Genomic DNA, 18,481 nt, shown 5'->3' with positions numbered 1-18,481 from the left:
GGGTTTCAGGGGGCCTGGCCGGAATTCCCGGCCGCCGGTGAGCAGGGAGCGCGCTCTCCCCGTACGAGGCTCGTACAACGAAAGGGCGTCAGTCTCCTCGCGTCTGCGAAACTGGGGCGTCATAGGGAAAGCTCACACATGCCATGGTGTCAGAGGCGTCGACGGTCTTGCGGACAGGTGTTTCACCGCACGCCCGTGGGGGAGGTCACTGACGATGATCGGGTTGCGCGGCGGGGCTGTGTCTCCTAAGAAGTAGTCGGGTGGATGAGATATGCATCGCGGTGGCGGAGTGGGCGAAGGGACCGACGACCTGGGGCCCGAGCCTGCCCGGCGAGGGCGGCACCGGCGTAAGGCCGAGCGCGAGGCCGAGCGCGTACGGGACGTCCAGGCGGGCGGCGTCGACGGTTCGGGGAGCAGGAGCAGTGGACGGGTGGGGGTGACCTACAAGTACTTCGGTGCCCCTGACGGGGCCACCGCCGCACGTGTGCCCATCTCCATGCGTCCCGAGGAGCTGGGCGGCGACGAGCTGGGCATGGGCGGCATGTTCAGCAAGATCAAGCCCGAGACGGTGGCGGCCATGGTCCTCACCGGCATACAGGGCATACCCCTGAACAAGGTGCCCCCGCTGGAGCTGGTCGTGCTCCATCCCGACTACGCCGTGGTCAAGCTGCCGATGACGGTGGTCGACCCGCTGCGGGACGTCGGTGAGGAATCGGTCGGCGCGGCGGCCTTCATCTGGTCCACGGTCCCGGACCGCGGCGGCCCGCGCGACGCGTTCAACGTCTACCAGCTGCTCCATGAGTGGCAGGACTTCTCCTACCGGCTGCACGACGCGGGCCACCAGGCGTACTGCCTGGTGTGGCCCTGACGCGGCAGCCGGTTTCTCCGGTTTCTCCGGTGCAGGAATATGCGACCCGTGACCGCGGATGAACTGCGCGTGGTCGTGGAACCACGGACGGTGTCGTCCTGATCCGTGTCCTGGGAAACCCGGACGGGGTGGTGGGGGCTCTTCCGGACTGGAGTGCGCGGACCCGGCGGCCCTGAACGCCTTGCTCGACGCACAGCACCGCCACGCCGCGGCTGGGGTGCCGCTGGTCCTGGCCGGGCCGCTCGGGACGGGCGTACGCAGGCTCTCGAGGTCTCGGGCACCGGCGGAGTCCTCACGTTCGCCGACACGGTGGACGCGGCGCCGACATGCTGAGCGCCTGCGGGAGGCGCCGTCCATCGGCCGGTCCCCCGGCCGGGAGTGTGGCCGGAGGCCGTTCGGGCAGGCGCAGAGAGTAATGGACGGGGAACGAGAAGTGCTGGGGGACGGCAGGCGTCGGGCCGAAGGGCCGGATGAGGCCGTCGGACGCGTGACCCCTGGGGCCCCTTCCGGCCTGGAGGTGCTGCCGGGTTGTCGTCCTCGGGGCCGCAGAGATCATTCTTCGGCCATTCATTGGCCGAAGAATGGTCTCCAGCCGCACCGCAGGGTCTGCCGATGCAAGGAGCACACCCCCGAGGAGGCCCTGCATGGACGACCTGCTGCTGACCCTGGCCGTCCCGGCGGTGGTCGTCGCCAGCGGGGTGTACGCCGTCTGCGACTGCCGGCGGCAGCGCCGGAAGCCCTCGCCGCCGTACACACGCCGGGCGGCCCGTCTCGCGGCACGCGACGTGCTGGTCCGGGCCGAGGCCGTCGTCTGCAGCGCGTACGCCGGCCTCGGCAGGCTCTACGCCGACCCGGCCGGCCCCCATCCGGCCGGGAGTGCCCCGGCCGTCAGTGGCCGGCCGGACGCCAGCCGGGATCGCGGCCCGTCACGGCCAGCACCTGCTCGAAAGCGGTAGCTCCGGGTGCCACGGGGAACGGCTCACCGAACACCTTCATCTCCCGCGCCTGCGGGGCCATAGCCGCCAGTCCCGGCTGCAGTTCCGTCACCACGGCCGGGTCCGGCACGAAGTCCTGGCCCGTGGCCCGGGCCAGGTCCCAGGCGTGCACGGTCAGGTCCCCCAGCACCATGAGCCCCACCGTTCTGGCCGGCATCGCCATGCCTCCGGCCTCTCCTTCCTCCGCACCCGGCTCGGCCCATGCCTTCACCAGCTGCGCCGTCTCGTCGTCGAACCGGCCGCGCCAGTCCCCCGTGACGACGTCATCGGTGCCGCTGAAGTCGGGAGTTCCCTTGGCCGCCAGGATCCGGAAGTTGTCGATCACGAGGAAGAGATGGTTCAGCAGGGCCCGGACGTCGTACTCACTGCACGGCGTGCCGTCAGCCATCCGGCCGTCGTCGATTCCCCGCACGACGGGGACCGCCTGCGCGGCTGCCCTCGCGAGGAGTTCACTGATCGTCTTCATGTCTCCGACGATGCACCCGGCGGGCCACGGCGTCTTGAAGAAACACGACAGTGACACCCCATAGGATCCGGCCATGGCCGGACCCGGACGTGAGACGCGGGGCATCGTAGACGCCCCTGACCTGTTCACCCGCGTGCGTTTCCGCCTCCGCGACCCCGCACCCGCGCTGCGTCCTCATCTGGAGCACTACTGGCTGATCGACTGGGACCTCCCGGAGCCGTACACCTCGCACGTGGTGCCGCACCCGAGCGTCCACCTGGTCTTCCAGCGGACGGAGTCGGGCGGCGAGGCGGAGCAGGAGGACTCGGCCGAGGTCTACGGCATCGCGCAGGGCCTGTTCAGCCGGCGGCTGGAGGGCAGGGGACGGGTGTGCGGCGTGAAGTTCCGGCCGGGAGCCTTCCGGCCGTTCGCCCCGCAGCGGCCCGTGTCGGAGTGGACCGGACGCCGGGTCCCCGCCGACGAGGTGCTGACCGTCCCGGAACACGGGCAGCCCGCCTCCGCGACGGCCCGGACGGTACTCGACCCGGCCGACGAGGACGCCCGGGTCGCGGCTCTGGACACGTACGCCCTGTCGCTCCTCCCCGCGCCGGACCCCCAGGCGGAACTCGCCACGGAGCTCGCCGAGCTCGTACGCACGGACCGCTCGCTGCTGCGGGTCGACGCCCTCGCCCGCGCGGGGGGCCTGTCCGTCCGCTCGCTGCAGCGGCTGTTCTCCGCCTATGTGGGGGTCGGGCCCAAGTGGGTCATCCTCCGCCACCGCATCCACGAGGCGCTGCAGCGCGCCGGGACGGACCCGGAGCCCGACTGGGCGGAACTCGCCGCCGATCTCGGCTACAGCGACCAGGCCCACCTGGTCAGGGACTTCACGGCCACCGTCGGCGTCCCCCCGACGGCCTTCGCCCAGCGCTGACAGCCGCCCGTTGTCGGTGCGGCGTCCTCCTGGTCCGCCACGGCCGGTATGTCGCGCTGAGCGCGGACCGGACGGGCCGGGGCAGGATGTTCCGGATCGCCCTGACCGCGACCGGGGAGCCGGTGGGCACGATCGGCTTCTGGGAGCAGACGCGGCAGGGCGACGAGGTGTACGAGACGGGGTGGGCGGTACTCGCCGGTTTCCAGGGCCTCGGCATCGCGTCGGCCGCCACCGCGGCCGTCGCCGCACGAGCCCGGGAGGCGGGCAGACACCGCTATCTGCACGCCTACCCGTCCGTGGAGAACGGCGCGTCGAACGCGGTGTGCCGCAAGGGCGGCTTCGTCCTGCTCTGCACCCGCGAGGTCGAATACCCGCCCGGCCACCCGATGTCGGCGAACGACTGGCGGCTGGACCTGACGGTGCTCCAGCCAGGGCCGGCGGACGGCCCGCCGCCCGTGGACCCGCTCTGACGCGGCGACCGGAAAGCTCTCGCCGCCGCGCCTCGCGCAGTGGCATCCTGACCAGGTGAACGGACCTGAGATCACCCTCGAAGTAGCCCCGGAACTGCGGCTCTTCGTCGCCCACGACCGCCGACGCGGACGCACGGCCGTCACCACGGACGGCTCGTCGACCCTCGGGCATGTCGTGGAGTCCCTCGGCGTCCCGCTCACCGAGGCCGGGCAGCTCCTCGTCGACGGCCGCCCCGTGCCCGTGTCCCACATCCCCGGAGCCGGCGAACTGGTCGAGGTGCGGGCGGTGCGACGCCCCCAGCAGGTCCCGGGCGCACCGCTGCGCTTCCTGCTCGACGTCCATCTCGGCACGCTCGCCCGGCGGTTGCGGCTCCTGGGCGTGGACGCCGCGTACGAGAGCGAGGACATCGGCGACCCGGCGCTCGCCGCCCTCTCGGCGGAGCAGCGACGTGTCATGCTCTCGCGCGACCGCGGGCTGCTCCGGCGCAGGGAGATCTGGGCGGGGGCTTACGTCTACAGCGACCGGCCGGAGGAGCAGCTCCGCGACGTCCTGGGCCGCTTCGCCCCCGTACTGGCGCCGTGGACCCGCTGCACCGCCTGCAACGGGCAGCTCACTGCAGCCGACAAGGACTCCGTGAGCTCCAGGCTGGAGAAGGGCACGCAGGCGGGTTACGACGTGTTCGCGGAGTGCACCGCCTGCGGCCGGGTGTACTGGCGGGGCGCCCACCACGCCCGCCTGGAAGCCATCGTGACGGAATCCGTGCGCGAATTCGGCGGGGCGGGGAGCCAGGCGCCGACGTCCTGAGGGGCCCGGGCGCCGCCCTCAGGGCTGCGGGGCCGTCAGGTAGCGCCGGACCGTGGGCGCGAGCCAGGAGACGACCTCCTCCCGCGACGTCGCGACGGCGGGCTCGAACCGCAGGACGTACCGGGCGAGCGCCATGCCCAGGACCTGCGAGGCCACGAGCGCCGCGCGCCGACCCCCTGCGACGGGCCCTGGGCCGATGACCGGCCCCGGGCGGTCCGGCCCCGCCCCCGCCTCAGAAGGCGTACACGTCACCTGTGGAAAGGGCCAGCACCTCATGCGTATCGTTCCGCCGGTTCCGGTCGCTGGCGCCGCCGTTCCACAGGGTGTCCACCCGCACCACGACCTCGGCCGGCCTGCTCGCGAGGCGCAGGCCGAGGGCGGTGCGCCTCGCATCCGCGGCCACACGCAGCGGACCGGTCCCGCACAGCACCGTCCGGCTGTCACTGCGCAGACAGCCTTGGGGCAGCCTCTGCCAGGGCGCGAGCGGCACGGAGAAGCGCAGCCGCACGGTCGCGTCGTCGAGTGGCGACGGCCCCCGGTTCCCGGTCCGCAGCTGGACCCCGATGCGCTCCTCCTGGAGAGAGACCCGTCCGTGGTGGGACACGTCCGCCTCCGGCGCGATCCCTCGCGGCGCCGGCTCGGCCACGGCGGAGAGCCCCGGCCCCAGCACCACAGCCGCCACCATCGCCGTCACGGCGGGCACGTTCAGCACCGCTCTACGCGTCACTCGCATCCGCCGAACATACCGACAGGCCGCTCATCACCCCTGTCCACCGACCCGTTCGCCGCGCCCGCCCCACTCGCACGGCCCACCCTCACGGCCCGCTCACCGCCGCCCTCACGCGCCGACACCGCCGGCCGGGCCTCCACGCACACGGCCTCGTCCTCGCATGACACGCTGACCCCATGCTCGTCGCCCGTTCCGTCGCCCTCTTCGTCGTAGCCGCGCTCTTCGAGATCGGGGGCGCCTGGCTCGTCTGGCAGGGCGTGCGTGAGCACCGCGGCTGGATCTGGATCGGCGCGGGTGTCATCGCCCTCGGCGCCTACGGTTTCGTGGCCACGCTCCAGCCGGACGGGGACTTCGGCCGGATCCTCGCGGCGTACGGCGGAGTGTTCGTCGCCGGTTCGATCGCCTGGGGCATGGTCGCCGACGGCTACCGCCCGGACCGCTGGGACGTGACCGGCGCACTGATCTGCCTGGCCGGCATGGCATTGATCATGTACGCCCCCCGCAACCACTGAACCCGCAAACCGCTGAGCCCCGGCCGGACGCCCACGCCTATCCTGGCCCCGTATCGATCAGCTGCCCGAGGAGTTCCCATGGCCGCCACCCCCATTGCCGTCATCACCGGCGCGAGCAGCGGCATCGGCGCCGCGACCGCCAGGCAGCTGGCCGCGGCCGGATACCGTGTGGTGCTCACCGCCCGCCGCAAGGACCGCATAGAGGCGCTGGCCGCCGAGCTCACCGAAGCGGGCCACCAGGCGACGGCCTACGCCCTGGACGTCACCGACCGCGCGGCGGTCGACGAGTTCGCCACCGCGTTCCGGTCCCTGGCCGTCCTGGTCAACAACGCCGGCGGAGCACTGGGGGCCGACCCCGTCGCCACGGGTGACCCCGCCGACTGGCGCCAGATGTACGAGACCAATGTCATCGGCACGCTCAACGTCACCCAGGCCCTGCTCCCCGCCCTCACCGCGAGCGGCGACGGCACCGTCGTGATCCTCTCGTCGACGGCCGGTCTCTCCACGTACGAGGGCGGTGGCGGTTACGTCGCGGCCAAGCACGGGGAGCACGTGCTGGCGGAGACCCTCCGGCTGGAGATCGTCGGCACCCCGGTCCGGGTGATCGAGGTCGCTCCCGGCATGGTCAAGACCGAGGAGTTCGCCACCACCCGCTTCCGCGGCGACACCGAGAAGGCCGCCAAGGTCTACGCGGGCGTCGACGCCCCGCTCTCCGCCGACGACGTGGCCGACACGATCACCTGGGCCGTCACCCGGCCCAGCCACGTCAACATCGACCTCTTGGTGGTCCGCCCCCGGGCCCAGGCCTCCAACTCCAAGGTCCACCGGACCCCGTGAACGCCTCTCGGCCCGGCGGTACGGGGCCGGCGCACGACCGGCCCCGTCTCAGCCCTTCACACACACGATCTGCTTGATCTTCGCGACGACCTCGACCAGATCCCGCTGCTGTTCCATGACCTGCTCGATCGGCTTGTATGCGGCCGGGATCTCGTCCAAGACACCGGAGTCCTTGCGGCACTCCACGCCCCGCGTCTGCTCCTCCAGGTCGCGCGTCGTGAAACGGCGCTTGGCGGCGTTCCGGCTCATCCTCCGGCCGGCGCCGTGGGAGGCCGAGTTGAACGCCTTCTCGTTGCCCAAGCCCTTCACGATGTAGGAACTCGTCCCCATGGAGCCGGGGATGATCCCGTACTCGCCGGTGCCCGCTCGAATCGCGCCCTTACGCGTGACAAGCAGATCCATCCCTTCGTACCGCTCCTCCGCCACGTAATTGTGGTGGCAGGAGATCTCGCGCTCGAAGACCGGCTTCGCCTTCTTGAACTCCTTGCGGACCACGTCCTTGAAGAGCGCCATCATGATCGCGCGGTTGTACTTGGCGTATTCCTGGGCCCAGTACAAGTCGTTCCGGTACTCGGCCATCTGCGGGGTGTCCGAGATGAAGACTGCGAGATCCCGGTCCACCAGGCCCTGGTTGTGCGTCAGCCTCTGGGCAATCCCGATGTGATGCTCGGCCAGCTCCTTGCCGATGTTCCGGGAGCCGGAGTGCAGCATCAGCCAGACCACGCCTGCCTCATCGAGGCAGAATTCGATCATGTGGTTGCCTGAGCCGAGCGTTCCCATCTGCTTCGTGGCGCGCTCGTGACGGAATTTGACCGCCTCGGCGATCCCGTCGAACCGCGACCAGAAGTCGTCCCAGCCGCTCGTCGCGAAGCCGTGGAGCTTGCCCGGGTCGACCGTGTCGTCGTGCATCCCACGGCCGACCGGGATCGCCTGCTCGATCTTCGACCGCAGTCGCGAGAGGTCTCCCGGCAGGTCGTTGGCGGTGAGCGACGTCTTCACCGCCGACATCCCGCAGCCGATGTCCACGCCCACCGCGGCGGGGCAGACCGCGCCCTGCATCGCGATCACCGAGCCGACGGTCGCGCCCTTGCCGAAGTGGACGTCCGGCATGACCGCGAGGCCCTTGATCCAGGGCAGCGTGGACACGTTCCGCAGCTGCTGCATCGCGACCTCCTCCACCGACGCCGGATCCGCCCACATGCGGATGGGAACCTGCGCACCCGGTACCTCTACATACGACATAACTCCTCGATTCCCCCGAAAAAGACTGAAAACGCAAAACCGGTGCCTAGGTCGGCATACAGGTCGGCCGACCGGCATTCACAGCGGCGCGTGCGATACACATTGTGTCCATCGGCCGCTATCGAGCGGCAACCCGTTTTCGTACCGAAGGGAGCCTGGGACCGTGCGACACATGGCGTACGTACCCGGCGTCGCGCTTCTCGTGGCGCTCGTCGCCGGCTGCAGCGCCGGCTCCGACGCCGACGACCCCGCCGCCGACAGCAAGCCCGGCAGCCCGACGGTCACGGCCGCGCCTCCCGGGAAGTACCGGACGCTGCCCGAATCCTGCCGTGCCGTACCGCTCTCCACGCTCAAGGACCTGCTGCCCGGCGCCGCCGGACTGCCCGAGGACCAGCAGGAGAAGGTGTACGAGGGCACGGCCGCCGTCACCTACGACACCGACCGCAAGGTCGGCTGCCGCTGGAAGTCGGACGCCCCGGACGCCTCCCGGAATCTGTCCATCGACTTCGAGCGCGTCGTGTCGTACGACCCCGCGGTGAGCGACGACGACCGCGCCCGGGACGTGTACGCGAAGAAGCAGGACGCCGCCGCTCTCCCCACCACCTCGGCAGGTGCCACCCCCAGCGAGACGACCGGCGGATCGGCCTCCGCGTCGGCCGGCAGCACACCGTCCGGCTCCCCGGGCGGCTCGTCGTCCGCCTCGCCCTCCGCCGACCCGTCGGGCAACACCACCGACGCCGACCCCGACGAGGACCTCCGGCCGCGGCTGCTCGACGAGCTCGGGGACGCCGCGTTCCTGGACGACACTCTCACCCGGGCCGGTTCCACCGCGCAGCACCGCACCGTGAGCGTGGTATTCCGCACATCGAACGTCATCGTGACCGTCCACTACATGGAGCAGCCGGCCCGCGTCACCGAGGTTCCCGACAGCAGGGAACTGCAGGAGAAGGCCCAGGCCCTGGCGCGGAATCTGGACGAGGCCCTCAGCGACTGACCGGGCCCCGACGGCCTCCGGCCGGGGCTCGGGGCGCACCCCCGGGCCTCCGGCCGAAGGCGGCATCCGGTCGCCGTCCGTCGTACCGTGGCCCCCGACCGACGCACCGACCGACATACCGCGCGACACACCGCCCGACGTAGCGAACCGACGCAGCGACCGGCGTACCGCCCGACCACCCGCACGACCGAGACCGCCGTGCCGTCCGAGTGAAGGAACCATGCACCGATCAGCCCCGCGACTGTCCCGCATACTCGCCTGCGCCGCCGTTCCGGTGATGCTCGTCGTCGCCGGCTGCTCGTCGGACTCCGACGACGCGAAGGGCTCCGCCTCCTCGGCCTCTCCGAGCGCGAAGAAGTCCGAGCCCACCGTCGAGCCCGCGAAGTTCAGCACGCTGCCCGACGCCTGCACCTCGATCGGTAAGAAGACGATCGAGGACCTGGTTCCGAAGGCCAAGACCAAGGGCGGCACCCCGGGCAGGTCCAGCGACACCGCGAGCCGTGGCGGCTGCTCCTGGAACGGCCTGGACGACAACGGCGTCAAGGGCTCGCAGTACCGCTGGCTCGACGTCGGTTTCACCCGCTTCGACTCGGACCAGTCCCTGGGCAGCGGCGCCAAGCGCGCGACGGACGAGTACACGAAGCAGGTCTCCAAGGCGCAGGCGACCGAGGGCGCCAAGAAGGCCTCGGCCAAGCCCGCCACCGGCCTCGGTGAGCAGGCCACCTCCGTCACGTACGGGCTGAGCAAGTCGAGCGAGGACTTCGAGTACGCGACGATCGTGGCCCGCACGGGGAACGTCGTCGTGAGCGTCACCTACAACGGGGCCGGGTTCGCCGGCGCCAAGTCGCCCTCCGCGGCCGACATCCTCAAGGACGCCCAGAAGGCCGCCAAGGAGGCCGTCGCCGCGGTCGGCGACGACGCCGGAGCGGGGAAGTCCTCCGCCTCCCCCTCCGCCAAGGCATCGTCCTCCCCGTCGTCCAAGTCGTCGGCGAAGTCGTCCGCGAAGTCGTCCTCCAAGGCCGTCGACAAGTCGTGACCTGAGCCCGGCAGGAGCGCCGACTCCCCTGCCCAGAGGCACGTTGACGTAGCCCGGTACTCCCGCGAGTACCGGGCTTCGGCCCCTCCCCACGCAACACGCCCGGCCGGCATGTGCCAGGCTGTGCGCGCGCCGGGGTGCCGAAGTGGAACCGGTTCATCGAAGTCGGGAGGGGATTCGCGGGTGGCCGCCATGCAGCTGACACGCACACACCGCGTGCTCATCGGGGTCGTCGTCGCCGGGGCCGTGCTCATCGCCGCGATCGGTTTCGCGGGCTCGTACGCCGCCGTGCGCGAACTCGCGGAGGAGAAGGGCTTCGGCGACTTCTCGGTCGTCTTCCCGATCGGCATAGACGCGGGCATCTGCGTCCTGCTCGCGCTGGACCTGCTGCTGACGTGGATGCGCATCCCCTTCCCGCTGCTGCGTCAGACCGCCTGGCTGCTGACCGCGGCGACGATCGCCTTCAACGGCGCCGCGGCCTGGCCCGACCCGCTGGGCACCGGCATGCACGCGGTGATTCCCATCCTGTTCGTCGTCGCCGTCGAGGCCGCACGGCACGCGGTCGGCCGGATCGCGGACATCACGGCCGACAAGCACATGGAGGGCGTCCGCCTCACCCGCTGGCTGCTCTCCCCCGTCCCCACCTTCAAGCTGTGGCGCCGGATGAAGCTGTGGGAACTGCGCAGTTACGAGCAGGTCATCAAGCTCGAACAGGACCGGCTGATCTACCAGGCCCGCCTCCAGGCCCGCTTCGGCCGCAACTGGCGGCGCAAGGCACCCGTCGAGTCGATGATGCCGCTGCGCCTGGCGAAGTACGGCGTCCCGCTCGCCGAGACCGCCCCGGCCGGCCTCGCCGCCGCGGGCATCGAACCGGCCCTGCTGCCGCCCGCCCCGGCAGCCGTGGAGACCGAGCAGCAGCACCCCCAACTCCCGTACGCCCCGCAGGCACGTGGGGAACAGCAGCACGGCCCCCGGCAGGACCAGCACAGCCGGCCGGACGAGTACGACCGGTACGACGAGCAGGAACGCTTCGTCCAGCAGGACGAGTTCGACCAGCAGCAGTACCTCCAGGAGGGCCCCGGCTCGCACGACAGCCCGTGGTTCGCGGCCCCCAAGGTGCCGGACGAGGCGTACGAGGGTGCGTACGACCCCGCGTACGAAGACGGCACGGAGTCCAGCCCGGTGATGATTCCCTCGGGCCCCGGCCGCACCCGCCCGCTCGGCAACGTGGGCACCATCGGCGCCGTGCCGCACCCGCGCCGCGAGGAAGCCCCCGAGGGCCGGCCTCAGGCGGCCCCGCAGACCCAGGCCGTCGATGCGGCCGAGGTTCTCGACCCCGAGGACGCTCCGCAGCTGGAGGAGTGGTCCCAGGAAGACGCCGAGTTCGCCGACCTGGCCTTCGAGGTGTACAGCGCGTACACGGACCAGGAGGGCCAGTTCCCGACCGCGGAGATCCTGGACATACACCTCTCCGACACGCGCAACGTCCGCCACCCCCGCTCGCGGGAGCTGCTCCTGCGCCTGATGCCGGACTTCAAGCAGGCGTACGTCCCGGCGCAGTCGACGGCCGACCAGAGCGCCTGAGAGCCTGCCGTCCCGGCCCACTGCTGCCGGCGCCGAGACCCTGCGGAAAAGGGCCGCCACCCGGGATGTCCGGGCGGCGGCCCTTTTTCTTACCTACGGCGTCACGCGCCGAGCAGCGTCCGCACCCGGTCCGCTCCCACCGCCAGGAGGAGCGTGGGCAGGCGAGGCCCGGTGTCCCGGCCGACGAGCAGCCGGTACAGCAGCGCGAAGAAGGAGCGCTGGGCGACCTTCAGTTCGGGCGTCGGCTTGGCGTCCGGCGCCAGACCCTCCAGCACCTTCGGCACCCCGTAGACGAGGGTGGTCAGGCCGTCCAGCGACCAGTGCGAGTCGAGCCCTTCCAGCAGCAGCCGCAGCGACTCGCGGCCCTGCTCGTCGAGGGAGCCCAGCAGCTCCTTGTCCGGCTCGTCACGCACGATGGTGCGGGCCTCGGCCGGCACCTGGGTCGTGATCCAGTTCTCGGCGCGGTCGAGCCGGGGCCGTGCCTCGTCGAGCGAGGTCAGCGGGTTCTCCGGGTCGAGTTCGCTGAGGATGCGCAGCGTCTGGTCCTCCGCGCCGGCGGTGATGTCCGCGACCGAGGCGAGCGTGCGGTACGGCAGCGGGCGGGGGGTGCTGGGCAGCTCCCCGGCGGCCGTGCCGATGGCCCGGGCGTAGGCGGCGGCGTCGGCGGGCAGCACCGTGCCGTCGGCCACCTTGCGGGCCAGCGAGTCCCACTCGTCGTACAGACGCTGGATCTCCTGGTCGAAGGCGATCTTGAAGGACTGGTTCGGCCGGCGGCGCGCGTACAGCCAGCGCAGCAGCGGCGCCTCCATGATCTTCAGCGCGTCGGCCGGGGTCGGCACGCCGCCCTTGCTGGAGGACATCTTCGCCATGCCGGAGATCCCGACGAACGCGTACATCGGCCCGATCGGCTGGACGCCGTCGAAGACCTCACGCACGATCTGGCCGCCCACGACGAAGGAGGAGCCCGGCGAGGAGTGGTCCACACCGCTGGGCTCGAAGATCACGCCCTCGTAGGCCCAGCGCATCGGCCAGTCGACCTTCCAGACCAGCTTGCCGCGGTTGAACTCGTTGAGCCGGACCGTCTCGGCGAAGCCACAGTCCGAGCAGGTGTAGTTCAGCTCGGTCGTGTCGTCGTCGTAGGACGTGACGACGGTGAGGTCCTTCTCGCAGTTGCCGCAGTAGGGCTTGTACGGGAAGTAGCCGGCGGCGTTCGAGCTGCCGTCGTCCTCGTCCGCCGCGCCGGAGCCCTCGGCGGCCTCCAGCTCGGCCTCGTCGACCTTCTTCTGCTGCGGCTTCTTGCCGCCCTTGGCGCCCGCCGCGCCGTCCTTCTTGGTGCGGTAGCGGTCCAGGACGGCGTCGATGTCGGCCCGGTGCTTCATCGCGTGCAGGACCTGCTCGCGATAGGTGCCCGCCAGATACTGCTCGGTCTGGCTGATCCCGTCGTACTCGACGCCCAGCTCGTCGAGTGCCTGGGTCATCGCGGCCTTGAAGTGCTCGGCCCAGTTCGGGTACGCGGACCCGGCCGGGGCGGGCACCGAGGTCAGCGGCTTGCCGATGTGTGCCTGCCAGGAGTCGTCGACCCCCTCGACACCGTTCGGCACCTTGCGGTAGCGGTCGTAGTCGTCCCACGAGATCAGGTGGCGCACGGTGTGACCGCGGCGGCGGATCTCGTCGGCGACCAGGTGCGGGGTCATGACCTCGCGGAGGTTGCCCAGGTGGATCGGGCCCGACGGGGAGAGCCCGGAAGCGACGACGACCGGTTTGCCAGGCGCACGTCGCTCCGATTCGGCGATGACATCGTCCGCGAAGCGGGAGACCCAGTCGGTCTCTGTGCTGCTCTGACTCGAAGCCACGGTCGGCACGTCCTTCTCTCGTGTAGGACTCGTAGGGGCGACCCCCAGCAGGGGCACACCCATTCTCCCAGGTACCACCCGCAGCGCGAAAACGGCTTTACACCCCGTGGGATACTGGGGTGATCCTTTGTCTCCTACGGAAACGGCAGCCGGCTCATGGCTTCGGTCCCTTCCCTCGCTTCCACGCTCCAGCAGCAGCTGGCGGACGCCCTGACGGCAGCGCTGCCGGATGCCGGCACCGCGGACCCGCTGCTGCGCCGAAGCGACCGGGCCGACTTCCAGGCCAACGGGATCCTCGCGCTCGCCAAGAAGCTCAAGGGCAACCCGCGTGAGCTGGCCTCCAAGGTCACCGCGGCCCTCCCGGCGGGTGAGCTGATCAAGGACATCGAGGTGTCCGGCCCCGGCTTCCTCAACGTCACGCTCACCGACCGGGCGATCATCAGCACGCTCGCCGCGCGGGCCGCGGACGGCGACCGGCTCGGCGTCCCGCCGAAGGCCGACGCTGGCACGACCGTGATCGACTACGCCCAGCCGAACGTGGCGAAGGAGATGCACGTCGGCCACCTGCGGTCGGCGGTCATCGGTGACGCGATGGTCCAGATCCTCGAGTTCACCGGCGAGAACGTCGTCCGGCGCCACCACATCGGCGACTGGGGCACCCAGTTCGGCATGCTCATCCAGTACCTCTTCGAGCACCCGGACGAGCTGCAGCACGAGGGTGACAAGGCGGAGGGCGAGGCGGCGATGTCGTCGCTGAACCGCGTCTACAAGGCGTCTCGGGTCCTGTTCGACTCCGACGAGGAGTTCAAGGCGCGCTCACGCGACCGGGTGGTGGCCCTCCAGGCAGGTGACCCGGAGACGCTGGCGCACTGGCAGCGCTTCGTCGACGAGTCGAAGATCTACTTCTACTCCGTCTTCGACAAGCTCGACATGGAGATCGACGACCCCGACATCGTCGGCGAGTCCGGTTACAACGACATGCTCGAGGAGACCTGCCGGATCCTGGAGGAGACGGGCGTCGCCGTCCGCTCCGAGGGCGCGCTGTGCGTGTTCTTCGACGACGTGAAGGGTCCGGACGGCAACCCGGTCCCGCTGATCGTCAAGAAGACCAACGGCGGCTACGGCTACGCGGCCACCGACCTCTCCGCGATCCGCAACCGGGTGCAGGACCTCAAGGCCGACACCCTGCTCTACGTCGTGGACGCCCGGCAGTCCCTGCACTTCAAGATGGTCTTCGAGACGGCCCGCCGCGCCGGCTGGCTGAACGAGGACGTCAAGGCCCACCAGCTCGCCTTCGGCACGGTCCTCGGCAAGGACGGCAAGCCGTTCAAGACCCGTGAGGGCACCACCGTCCGGCTGGAGGACCTCCTCGACGAGGCCGTCGAGCGGGCCACCGCGGTGGTCCGGGAGAAGGCCGAGAAGGTCGGCCTGTCCGAGGAGGAGATCGTCGAGAACGGCCGGTACGTCGGCGTCGGCGCCGTGAAGTACGCGGACCTGTCGACCTCCGCCGTGCGGGACTACAAGTTCGACCTGGACCAGATGGTGTCGCTCAACGGCGACACCTCGGTGTACCTCCAGTACGCCTACGCCCGGATCCGCTCCATCCTGCGCAAGGCGGGCGACGCCAAGCCCGCCGCGCACCCGGAGCTGGACCTGGCGCCTGCCGAGCGCGCGCTGGGCCTGCACCTGGATCAGTTCGGCGCGGTCCTGGACGAGGTGGCCGAAGGGTACGAGCCGCACAAGCTGGCCGCGTACCTCTACCAGCTGGCCTCGCACCTCACCACCTTCTACGACCAGTGCCAGGTCCTCAGCGACGAGAACGCCCCGGAGGTCGTCGAGAACCGGCTGTTCCTCGTGGAGCTCACCGCCCGCACCCTGCACCAGGGCATGAAGCTGCTCGGCATCAGGACGCCCGAGCGCCTCTGACCCTTCCGGCTGCCGCACGGGCCCGGCGGGATCACTCGATCCCGGCCGGGCCCGTGCGCGTTCCCGCCGGTCAGCCGAACGCGGCGGCGAAGGCGCCGGGCTCGTAGGAGCCTCCCTTCTGGTGCGTGATCACGGCGAGCCGGTTGGCCGCGTTCATCAGGGCGACGAGGGAGATCAGCCCGGCGACCTGGTCGTCGTCGTAGTGCTTGCGCACCTGGGCCCAGGTCTCGTCGGACACACCCGGCTGCGCGTCGGCGAGCCGCGTGCCCTCCTCGGCGAGCGCCAGCGCCGCCTGCTCGGCCTCGGTGAACACGGTGGACTCGCGCCAGGCGGCGACCAGATGGAGCCGGATCGCGGTCTCCCCGGCGGCCGCCGCCTCCTTGACGTGCATGTCGATGCAGTGCCCGCAGCCGTTGATCTGGCTGACACGCAGCGACACCAGCTCCTGCGTGGCCTTCGACAGCGTGGACTGCTGGACCACCAGGCCCGTGCCGGCGAACCGCTTGGCGAACTTCATACCGATCTCGTTCTCGAACAGGTTGAACCGTGCGTCCATGATCTGGTCCTCACTCGTGGTGTTGCGGTGGACGGACACAAGACGCCGGCCGGCGGCACCGTGTGACAGGACGGCATGTGACCTGCGCCACTCCTTCCAGGTGTCACAGATCAGCGGTGGCCGGCGTCTCGTGTGCGTGACACCGTCGAGGGTTAACAGGCAGGAGCAGCCGGTGGACAGCGACCGCAGTGAGCGCACGCACACCCAGGACACGGCCGGGCAGCGCACCGACGGGGGACGCGCCGACCCCGCCACCGAGGCGTTCGTCGCCCACCGCAACCTGCTGTTCACCGTCGCGTACGAGATGCTCGGCTCGGCCGCCGACGCGGAGGACGTCCTGCAGGAGACCTGGCTGCGGTGGGCGGACGTCGACCTCGGCACGGTGCGGGACCCGCGTGCGTACCTGGTCCGCATCACCACTCGGCAGACGCTGACCCGGTTGCGTACGCTCGGCCGCCGCAAGGAGTCGTACGTCGGCACCTGGCTCCCCGAGCCGCTGTTGACCGCGCCCGACGTGGCCGAGGACGTCGAACTGGCCGACAGCGTCTCGATGGCGATGCTGATGGTGATGGAGACACTCACGCCGAGCGAGCGGGCGGTGTTCGTGCTGCGCGACGTGTTCGCCTTCGACTACGACGAGATCGCCGACGCCGTCGGCAAGAGCCCCGCCGCGGTCCGCCAGATCGCCCACCGGGCACGGTCCCACGTCGCCGCACGCCGACCGCGCGGGGCGGTGTCCGCGACCGAGACCCGGGAAGCGCTCGACGCCTTCCGAAGGGCGGTCGCGACAGGTGACGTGCAGGGCCTGCTCGACATCCTCGCCCCGGACGCCGTCCTCCTGGGCGACGGCGGCGGAGTCAAGCAGGCGATCCTCAGGCCGGTCGTGGGCGCGGGCAAGGTGGCCCGGCTGCTGATCGGCGGCCTGAGCAGGGTCACCGGTCTGTCGCTGCGGACGGCACAGGTCAATGCCCGCCCGGCGCTCGTCATCAGGGTCGACGACGAGATCGAGACCGTCATGGCGGTACGCATCGACGACGGGCTCATCACCGGGCTCTATGCCGTGCGCAACCCCGAGAAGCTGTCGCACATGCAGCAGGAGACCACCCTGCGCCGCTGAACCCGGGCCCCGGCCGTCACTGCTCCTCCGGCACCCACTGCGCCGTGTCCGAGCGGTAGTAGTACGACGGCCGGGCCGTGAGGCTGCTCGTACGGAAGGGCTTGCCCCCGTCGTCGATGCGCAGCATCCCGCTCCTGCCGCCGCTGGTCCACTCCAGCTCCAGGTACCAGGTCACGTCGTGCCCCTCCACATGCGCATCGACGTGGAAGACCTCGACGTCGGTGGAGCTCACCCGGTACGGGAAGTCCTTCGCGGGGACGACCACGCCGGCGTCCTCGCCCGCGACGGGCTTCGTACGCGGCCGGCTGTCGTCCAGGTCGATGTCGAAGGTCTGCGGCGTGATGCCTCCTCCACAGCCGTTGCCCATCGAGTACGCGCCCCAGGCGAGCGGCGCGTTGCGCCCCAGCACCCGTACGTGCAGCCCGTTCAGCACGACCGCCTCGCCGGACGTTCCCTGGAGGGTGAGTTCGAGCTTCATGTCACCCCCGTCCACACCGTCGAGGACCCGCGCCCAGCTACGGGTGTCCTGAGGCGGAGGCGCCGGCGGCAGGTCGTCGGGCGCCTGGTCGAACAAGTAGTACTGCCCGCAGGGCGATTCCCAGTTGTACGAACTGATGGTCGCGTGCACGGGTACGCCACCGCCGTTCTCCGGCCGGCGCGAGGACGGCGAAGGCGTGGCGCTCTTTTCGCCCGCCGGAGAGGAAGCGCTTCGGCGGGGCTCGGCGGACGGGCTGGCGCTCTTGCTGGGCTTCACGCTCCCGCTCGCCCTGCCGGTGGGCACGACCGGCGAGAGGCTGAGCCCCACGTCCGCCCGTCCGTCGTCCGAGGGCTCGTCGCTCCCGAGGCCGCGGACGGCGAAGGCGGCGGAAACGGTGAGGGCGACGACCGCCACCGCGGTGAACAGGACGCGCAGCTTCCTGCTGGTGCGGCGACGCGGAGCGGGTACGCCGCCGGGGCCGGGCCCCTGGGGCGTCACGTCCTCCGATACGGATTCCGGTTCGGGCCGCGACGGCGGTTCCGCTTCTGTCTGGGGAGCGGTGCCGTCGGCACGTGCGGGTCCGGGGGCCGCCGGCTCGGACGCGGCGGGCTCGGAGTCCGCGATCGCGGGAGCGGACGCGTCGGGCAGGTCGGCCACGTCGGGCTCGTCAGGGGACCCGTCGGCGGTCCCGGCCGCTTGCGGCTTCCGAGGCACCCGCCGCTTCGCCTCGTCGGCCAGGATCCATTTCCGGTGAAGGGCCATCAACTCGTCGGAGGACGCCCGGCACACCCGCGCGAAGCGCTCGACGGGCGCGTAGTCATGGGGAACGGCGTCACCGTTGCAGTACCGGTGCACGGTCGAGGTGCTCATGTGCAGCTTCTGGGCGAGCGCCCCGTAGCTGAGCCCGGACCTCTCCTTCAGCTCCCTGAGCAGCACCGCGAAGTCCTGGATCTCTGTGCCCACCTCGGCCGTTCCCCTTCCATGCGTTCCCGGAGCGCGTTCCAGGGACGTGGTGTCCGCGCAGGTCAGAGTACGTGCGAACGTTCCAGCGTCCCGCATGCCCCGCCAGCCGTTGCCGAGGGAATCCGGGCCTGGACAAGAT

At 70.9% G+C, this 18,481-nt stretch carries 17 protein-coding genes and 2 pseudogenes; 12 read left to right on the top strand and 7 right to left on the bottom strand.

Annotated elements, in window-relative coordinates; genetic code table 11:
* Positions 1–271: 271 nt before the first annotated feature.
* Both ACIBCU_RS30950 and ACIBCU_RS30945 read left to right on the top strand, forming a co-directional pair.
* Positions 272–868, top strand: coding sequence for a hypothetical protein (locus ACIBCU_RS30950; protein WP_362927964.1), 597 nt, complete (start codon positions 272–274; stop codon positions 866–868).
* A gap of 644 nt (positions 869–1,512) precedes the next feature.
* Positions 1,513–1,824, top strand: a complete 312-nt coding sequence (locus tag ACIBCU_RS30945; RefSeq protein WP_362927965.1) for a hypothetical protein — start codon at positions 1,513–1,515, stop codon at positions 1,822–1,824.
* On the opposite strand, the gene ACIBCU_RS30940 is transcribed toward ACIBCU_RS30945, so the two are convergent.
* Positions 1,757–2,329: a TIGR03086 family metal-binding protein gene (locus ACIBCU_RS30940; protein WP_362927966.1), complete on the bottom strand. Its 573-nt coding sequence runs from the start codon at positions 2,327–2,329 to the stop codon at positions 1,757–1,759. The two genes, ACIBCU_RS30945 and ACIBCU_RS30940, sit on opposite strands and share 68 nt — an antisense overlap.
* A gap of 73 nt (positions 2,330–2,402) precedes the next feature.
* On the opposite strand from ACIBCU_RS30940, the gene ACIBCU_RS30935 reads away from it, so the two are divergent.
* From ACIBCU_RS30935 to ACIBCU_RS30925, 3 genes and pseudogenes are all read left to right on the top strand, one after another.
* A complete protein-coding gene (locus ACIBCU_RS30935; protein WP_399235484.1) occupies positions 2,403–3,239 on the top strand; it encodes a DUF6597 domain-containing transcriptional factor in 837 nt (278 codons plus the stop codon).
* A 26-nt stretch (positions 3,240–3,265) separates the two neighbouring features.
* Positions 3,266–3,709: pseudogene (locus ACIBCU_RS30930) on the top strand (GNAT family N-acetyltransferase); the annotation flags it as partial.
* 55 nt (positions 3,710–3,764) lie between these two features.
* Positions 3,765–4,514 (top strand): Mut7-C RNAse domain-containing protein, encoded by a 750-nt coding sequence (locus ACIBCU_RS30925; protein ID WP_362927968.1) that lies wholly within the window; start codon positions 3,765–3,767, stop codon positions 4,512–4,514.
* Positions 4,515–4,532: 18 nt separating this feature from the next.
* On the opposite strand, the pseudogene ACIBCU_RS30920 reads toward ACIBCU_RS30925, so the two are convergent.
* Together ACIBCU_RS30920 and ACIBCU_RS30915 are read right to left on the bottom strand one after the other, a co-directional pair.
* Positions 4,533–4,685 (bottom strand): annotated as a pseudogene (locus ACIBCU_RS30920) (TetR/AcrR family transcriptional regulator); the annotation flags it as partial.
* A 61-nt stretch (positions 4,686–4,746) separates the two neighbouring features.
* Positions 4,747–5,247, bottom strand: coding sequence for a hypothetical protein (locus ACIBCU_RS30915; RefSeq protein ID WP_362927969.1), 501 nt, complete (start codon positions 5,245–5,247; stop codon positions 4,747–4,749).
* 173 nt (positions 5,248–5,420) lie between these two features.
* On the opposite strand from ACIBCU_RS30915, the gene ACIBCU_RS30910 reads away from it, so the two are divergent.
* Positions 5,421–5,756 carry a YnfA family protein gene (locus ACIBCU_RS30910; protein ID WP_099177679.1) on the top strand — a complete coding sequence of 112 codons (336 nt, stop codon included), beginning with the start codon at positions 5,421–5,423 and terminating at the stop codon, positions 5,754–5,756.
* Between the two features lie 78 nt (positions 5,757–5,834).
* Positions 5,835–6,593 (top strand): SDR family NAD(P)-dependent oxidoreductase, encoded by a 759-nt coding sequence (locus ACIBCU_RS30905; RefSeq protein ID WP_362927970.1) that lies wholly within the window; start codon positions 5,835–5,837, stop codon positions 6,591–6,593.
* Positions 6,594–6,641: 48 nt separating this feature from the next.
* Here the strand turns inward: ACIBCU_RS30905 and ACIBCU_RS30900 are convergent, their stop codons facing one another.
* Complete coding sequence (locus ACIBCU_RS30900; RefSeq protein ID WP_399235481.1) at positions 6,642–7,835, bottom strand: RtcB family protein; 1,194 nt, start codon at positions 7,833–7,835, stop codon at positions 6,642–6,644.
* A 172-nt stretch (positions 7,836–8,007) separates the two neighbouring features.
* Here ACIBCU_RS30900 and ACIBCU_RS30895 point away from each other — a divergent pair, with 172 nt between their 5' ends.
* The 3 genes from ACIBCU_RS30895 to ACIBCU_RS30885 all read left to right on the top strand — a co-directional run bounded on the left by ACIBCU_RS30895 (position 8,008) and on the right by ACIBCU_RS30885 (position 11,449).
* Positions 8,008–8,829 (top strand): DUF3558 domain-containing protein, encoded by an 822-nt coding sequence (locus ACIBCU_RS30895; protein ID WP_399235478.1) that lies wholly within the window; start codon positions 8,008–8,010, stop codon positions 8,827–8,829.
* 220 nt (positions 8,830–9,049) lie between these two features.
* On the top strand, positions 9,050–9,865 hold the full coding sequence (locus tag ACIBCU_RS30890) for a DUF3558 domain-containing protein (RefSeq protein ID WP_362927973.1): 816 nt from the start codon (positions 9,050–9,052) through the stop codon (positions 9,863–9,865).
* A 183-nt stretch (positions 9,866–10,048) separates the two neighbouring features.
* Complete coding sequence (locus tag ACIBCU_RS30885; protein WP_399235475.1) at positions 10,049–11,449, top strand: DUF2637 domain-containing protein; 1,401 nt, start codon at positions 10,049–10,051, stop codon at positions 11,447–11,449.
* A 101-nt stretch (positions 11,450–11,550) separates the two neighbouring features.
* On the opposite strand, the gene lysS is transcribed toward ACIBCU_RS30885, so the two are convergent.
* Positions 11,551–13,311: a lysine--tRNA ligase gene (gene lysS / locus ACIBCU_RS30880; RefSeq protein WP_399235473.1), complete on the bottom strand. Its 1,761-nt coding sequence runs from the start codon at positions 13,309–13,311 to the stop codon at positions 11,551–11,553.
* Positions 13,312–13,458: 147 nt separating this feature from the next.
* On the opposite strand from lysS, the gene argS reads away from it, so the two are divergent.
* Positions 13,459–15,228: an arginine--tRNA ligase gene (gene argS / locus ACIBCU_RS30875; RefSeq protein ID WP_399235471.1), complete on the top strand. Its 1,770-nt coding sequence runs from the start codon at positions 13,459–13,461 to the stop codon at positions 15,226–15,228.
* Between the two features lie 70 nt (positions 15,229–15,298).
* Here the strand turns inward: argS and ACIBCU_RS30870 are convergent, their stop codons facing one another.
* On the bottom strand, positions 15,299–15,784 hold the full coding sequence (locus ACIBCU_RS30870; RefSeq protein WP_399235469.1) for a carboxymuconolactone decarboxylase family protein: 486 nt from the start codon (positions 15,782–15,784) through the stop codon (positions 15,299–15,301).
* Positions 15,785–15,956: 172 nt separating this feature from the next.
* Here ACIBCU_RS30870 and ACIBCU_RS30865 point away from each other — a divergent pair, with 172 nt between their 5' ends.
* Positions 15,957–16,901 (top strand): RNA polymerase sigma-70 factor, encoded by a 945-nt coding sequence (locus ACIBCU_RS30865; protein ID WP_399235467.1) that lies wholly within the window; start codon positions 15,957–15,959, stop codon positions 16,899–16,901.
* Positions 16,902–16,917: 16 nt separating this feature from the next.
* Here the strand turns inward: ACIBCU_RS30865 and ACIBCU_RS30860 are convergent, their stop codons facing one another.
* Positions 16,918–18,342, bottom strand: coding sequence for a helix-turn-helix domain-containing protein (locus ACIBCU_RS30860; RefSeq protein ID WP_399235465.1), 1,425 nt, complete (start codon positions 18,340–18,342; stop codon positions 16,918–16,920).
* Positions 18,343–18,481: the final 139 nt, after the last annotated feature.

The sequence above is a fragment of the Streptomyces sp. NPDC051064 genome (genome assembly GCF_044455985.1).
Lineage (GTDB): Bacteria > Actinomycetota > Actinomycetes > Streptomycetales > Streptomycetaceae > Streptomyces.
Note: the sequence above shows the minus strand (reverse complement) of the source record. Positions and strands in the feature narration are given on the sequence as shown.

Bases quoted from the DNA above. Each gene is read 5' to 3' on its own strand.
- ACIBCU_RS30950 (WP_362927964.1), top strand. From the start codon at position 272: ATGCATCGCGGTGGCGGAGTGGGCGAAGGGACCGACGACCTGGGGCCC.
- ACIBCU_RS30945 (WP_362927965.1), top strand. From the start codon at position 1,513: ATGGACGACCTGCTGCTGACCCTGGCCGTCCCGGCGGTGGTCGTCGCC.
- ACIBCU_RS30940 (WP_362927966.1), bottom strand. From the start codon at position 2,329: ATGAAGACGATCAGTGAACTCCTCGCGAGGGCAGCCGCGCAGGCGGTC.
- ACIBCU_RS30935 (WP_399235484.1), top strand. From the start codon at position 2,403: ATGGCCGGACCCGGACGTGAGACGCGGGGCATCGTAGACGCCCCTGAC.
- ACIBCU_RS30915 (WP_362927969.1), bottom strand. From the start codon at position 5,247: ATGCGAGTGACGCGTAGAGCGGTGCTGAACGTGCCCGCCGTGACGGCG.
- ACIBCU_RS30910 (WP_099177679.1), top strand. From the start codon at position 5,421: ATGCTCGTCGCCCGTTCCGTCGCCCTCTTCGTCGTAGCCGCGCTCTTC.
- ACIBCU_RS30905 (WP_362927970.1), top strand. From the start codon at position 5,835: ATGGCCGCCACCCCCATTGCCGTCATCACCGGCGCGAGCAGCGGCATC.
- ACIBCU_RS30900 (WP_399235481.1), bottom strand. From the start codon at position 7,835: ATGTCGTATGTAGAGGTACCGGGTGCGCAGGTTCCCATCCGCATGTGG.
- ACIBCU_RS30895 (WP_399235478.1), top strand. From the start codon at position 8,008: ATGGCGTACGTACCCGGCGTCGCGCTTCTCGTGGCGCTCGTCGCCGGC.
- ACIBCU_RS30890 (WP_362927973.1), top strand. From the start codon at position 9,050: ATGCACCGATCAGCCCCGCGACTGTCCCGCATACTCGCCTGCGCCGCC.
- argS (WP_399235471.1), top strand. From the start codon at position 13,459: ATGGCTTCGGTCCCTTCCCTCGCTTCCACGCTCCAGCAGCAGCTGGCG.
- ACIBCU_RS30870 (WP_399235469.1), bottom strand. From the start codon at position 15,784: ATGGACGCACGGTTCAACCTGTTCGAGAACGAGATCGGTATGAAGTTC.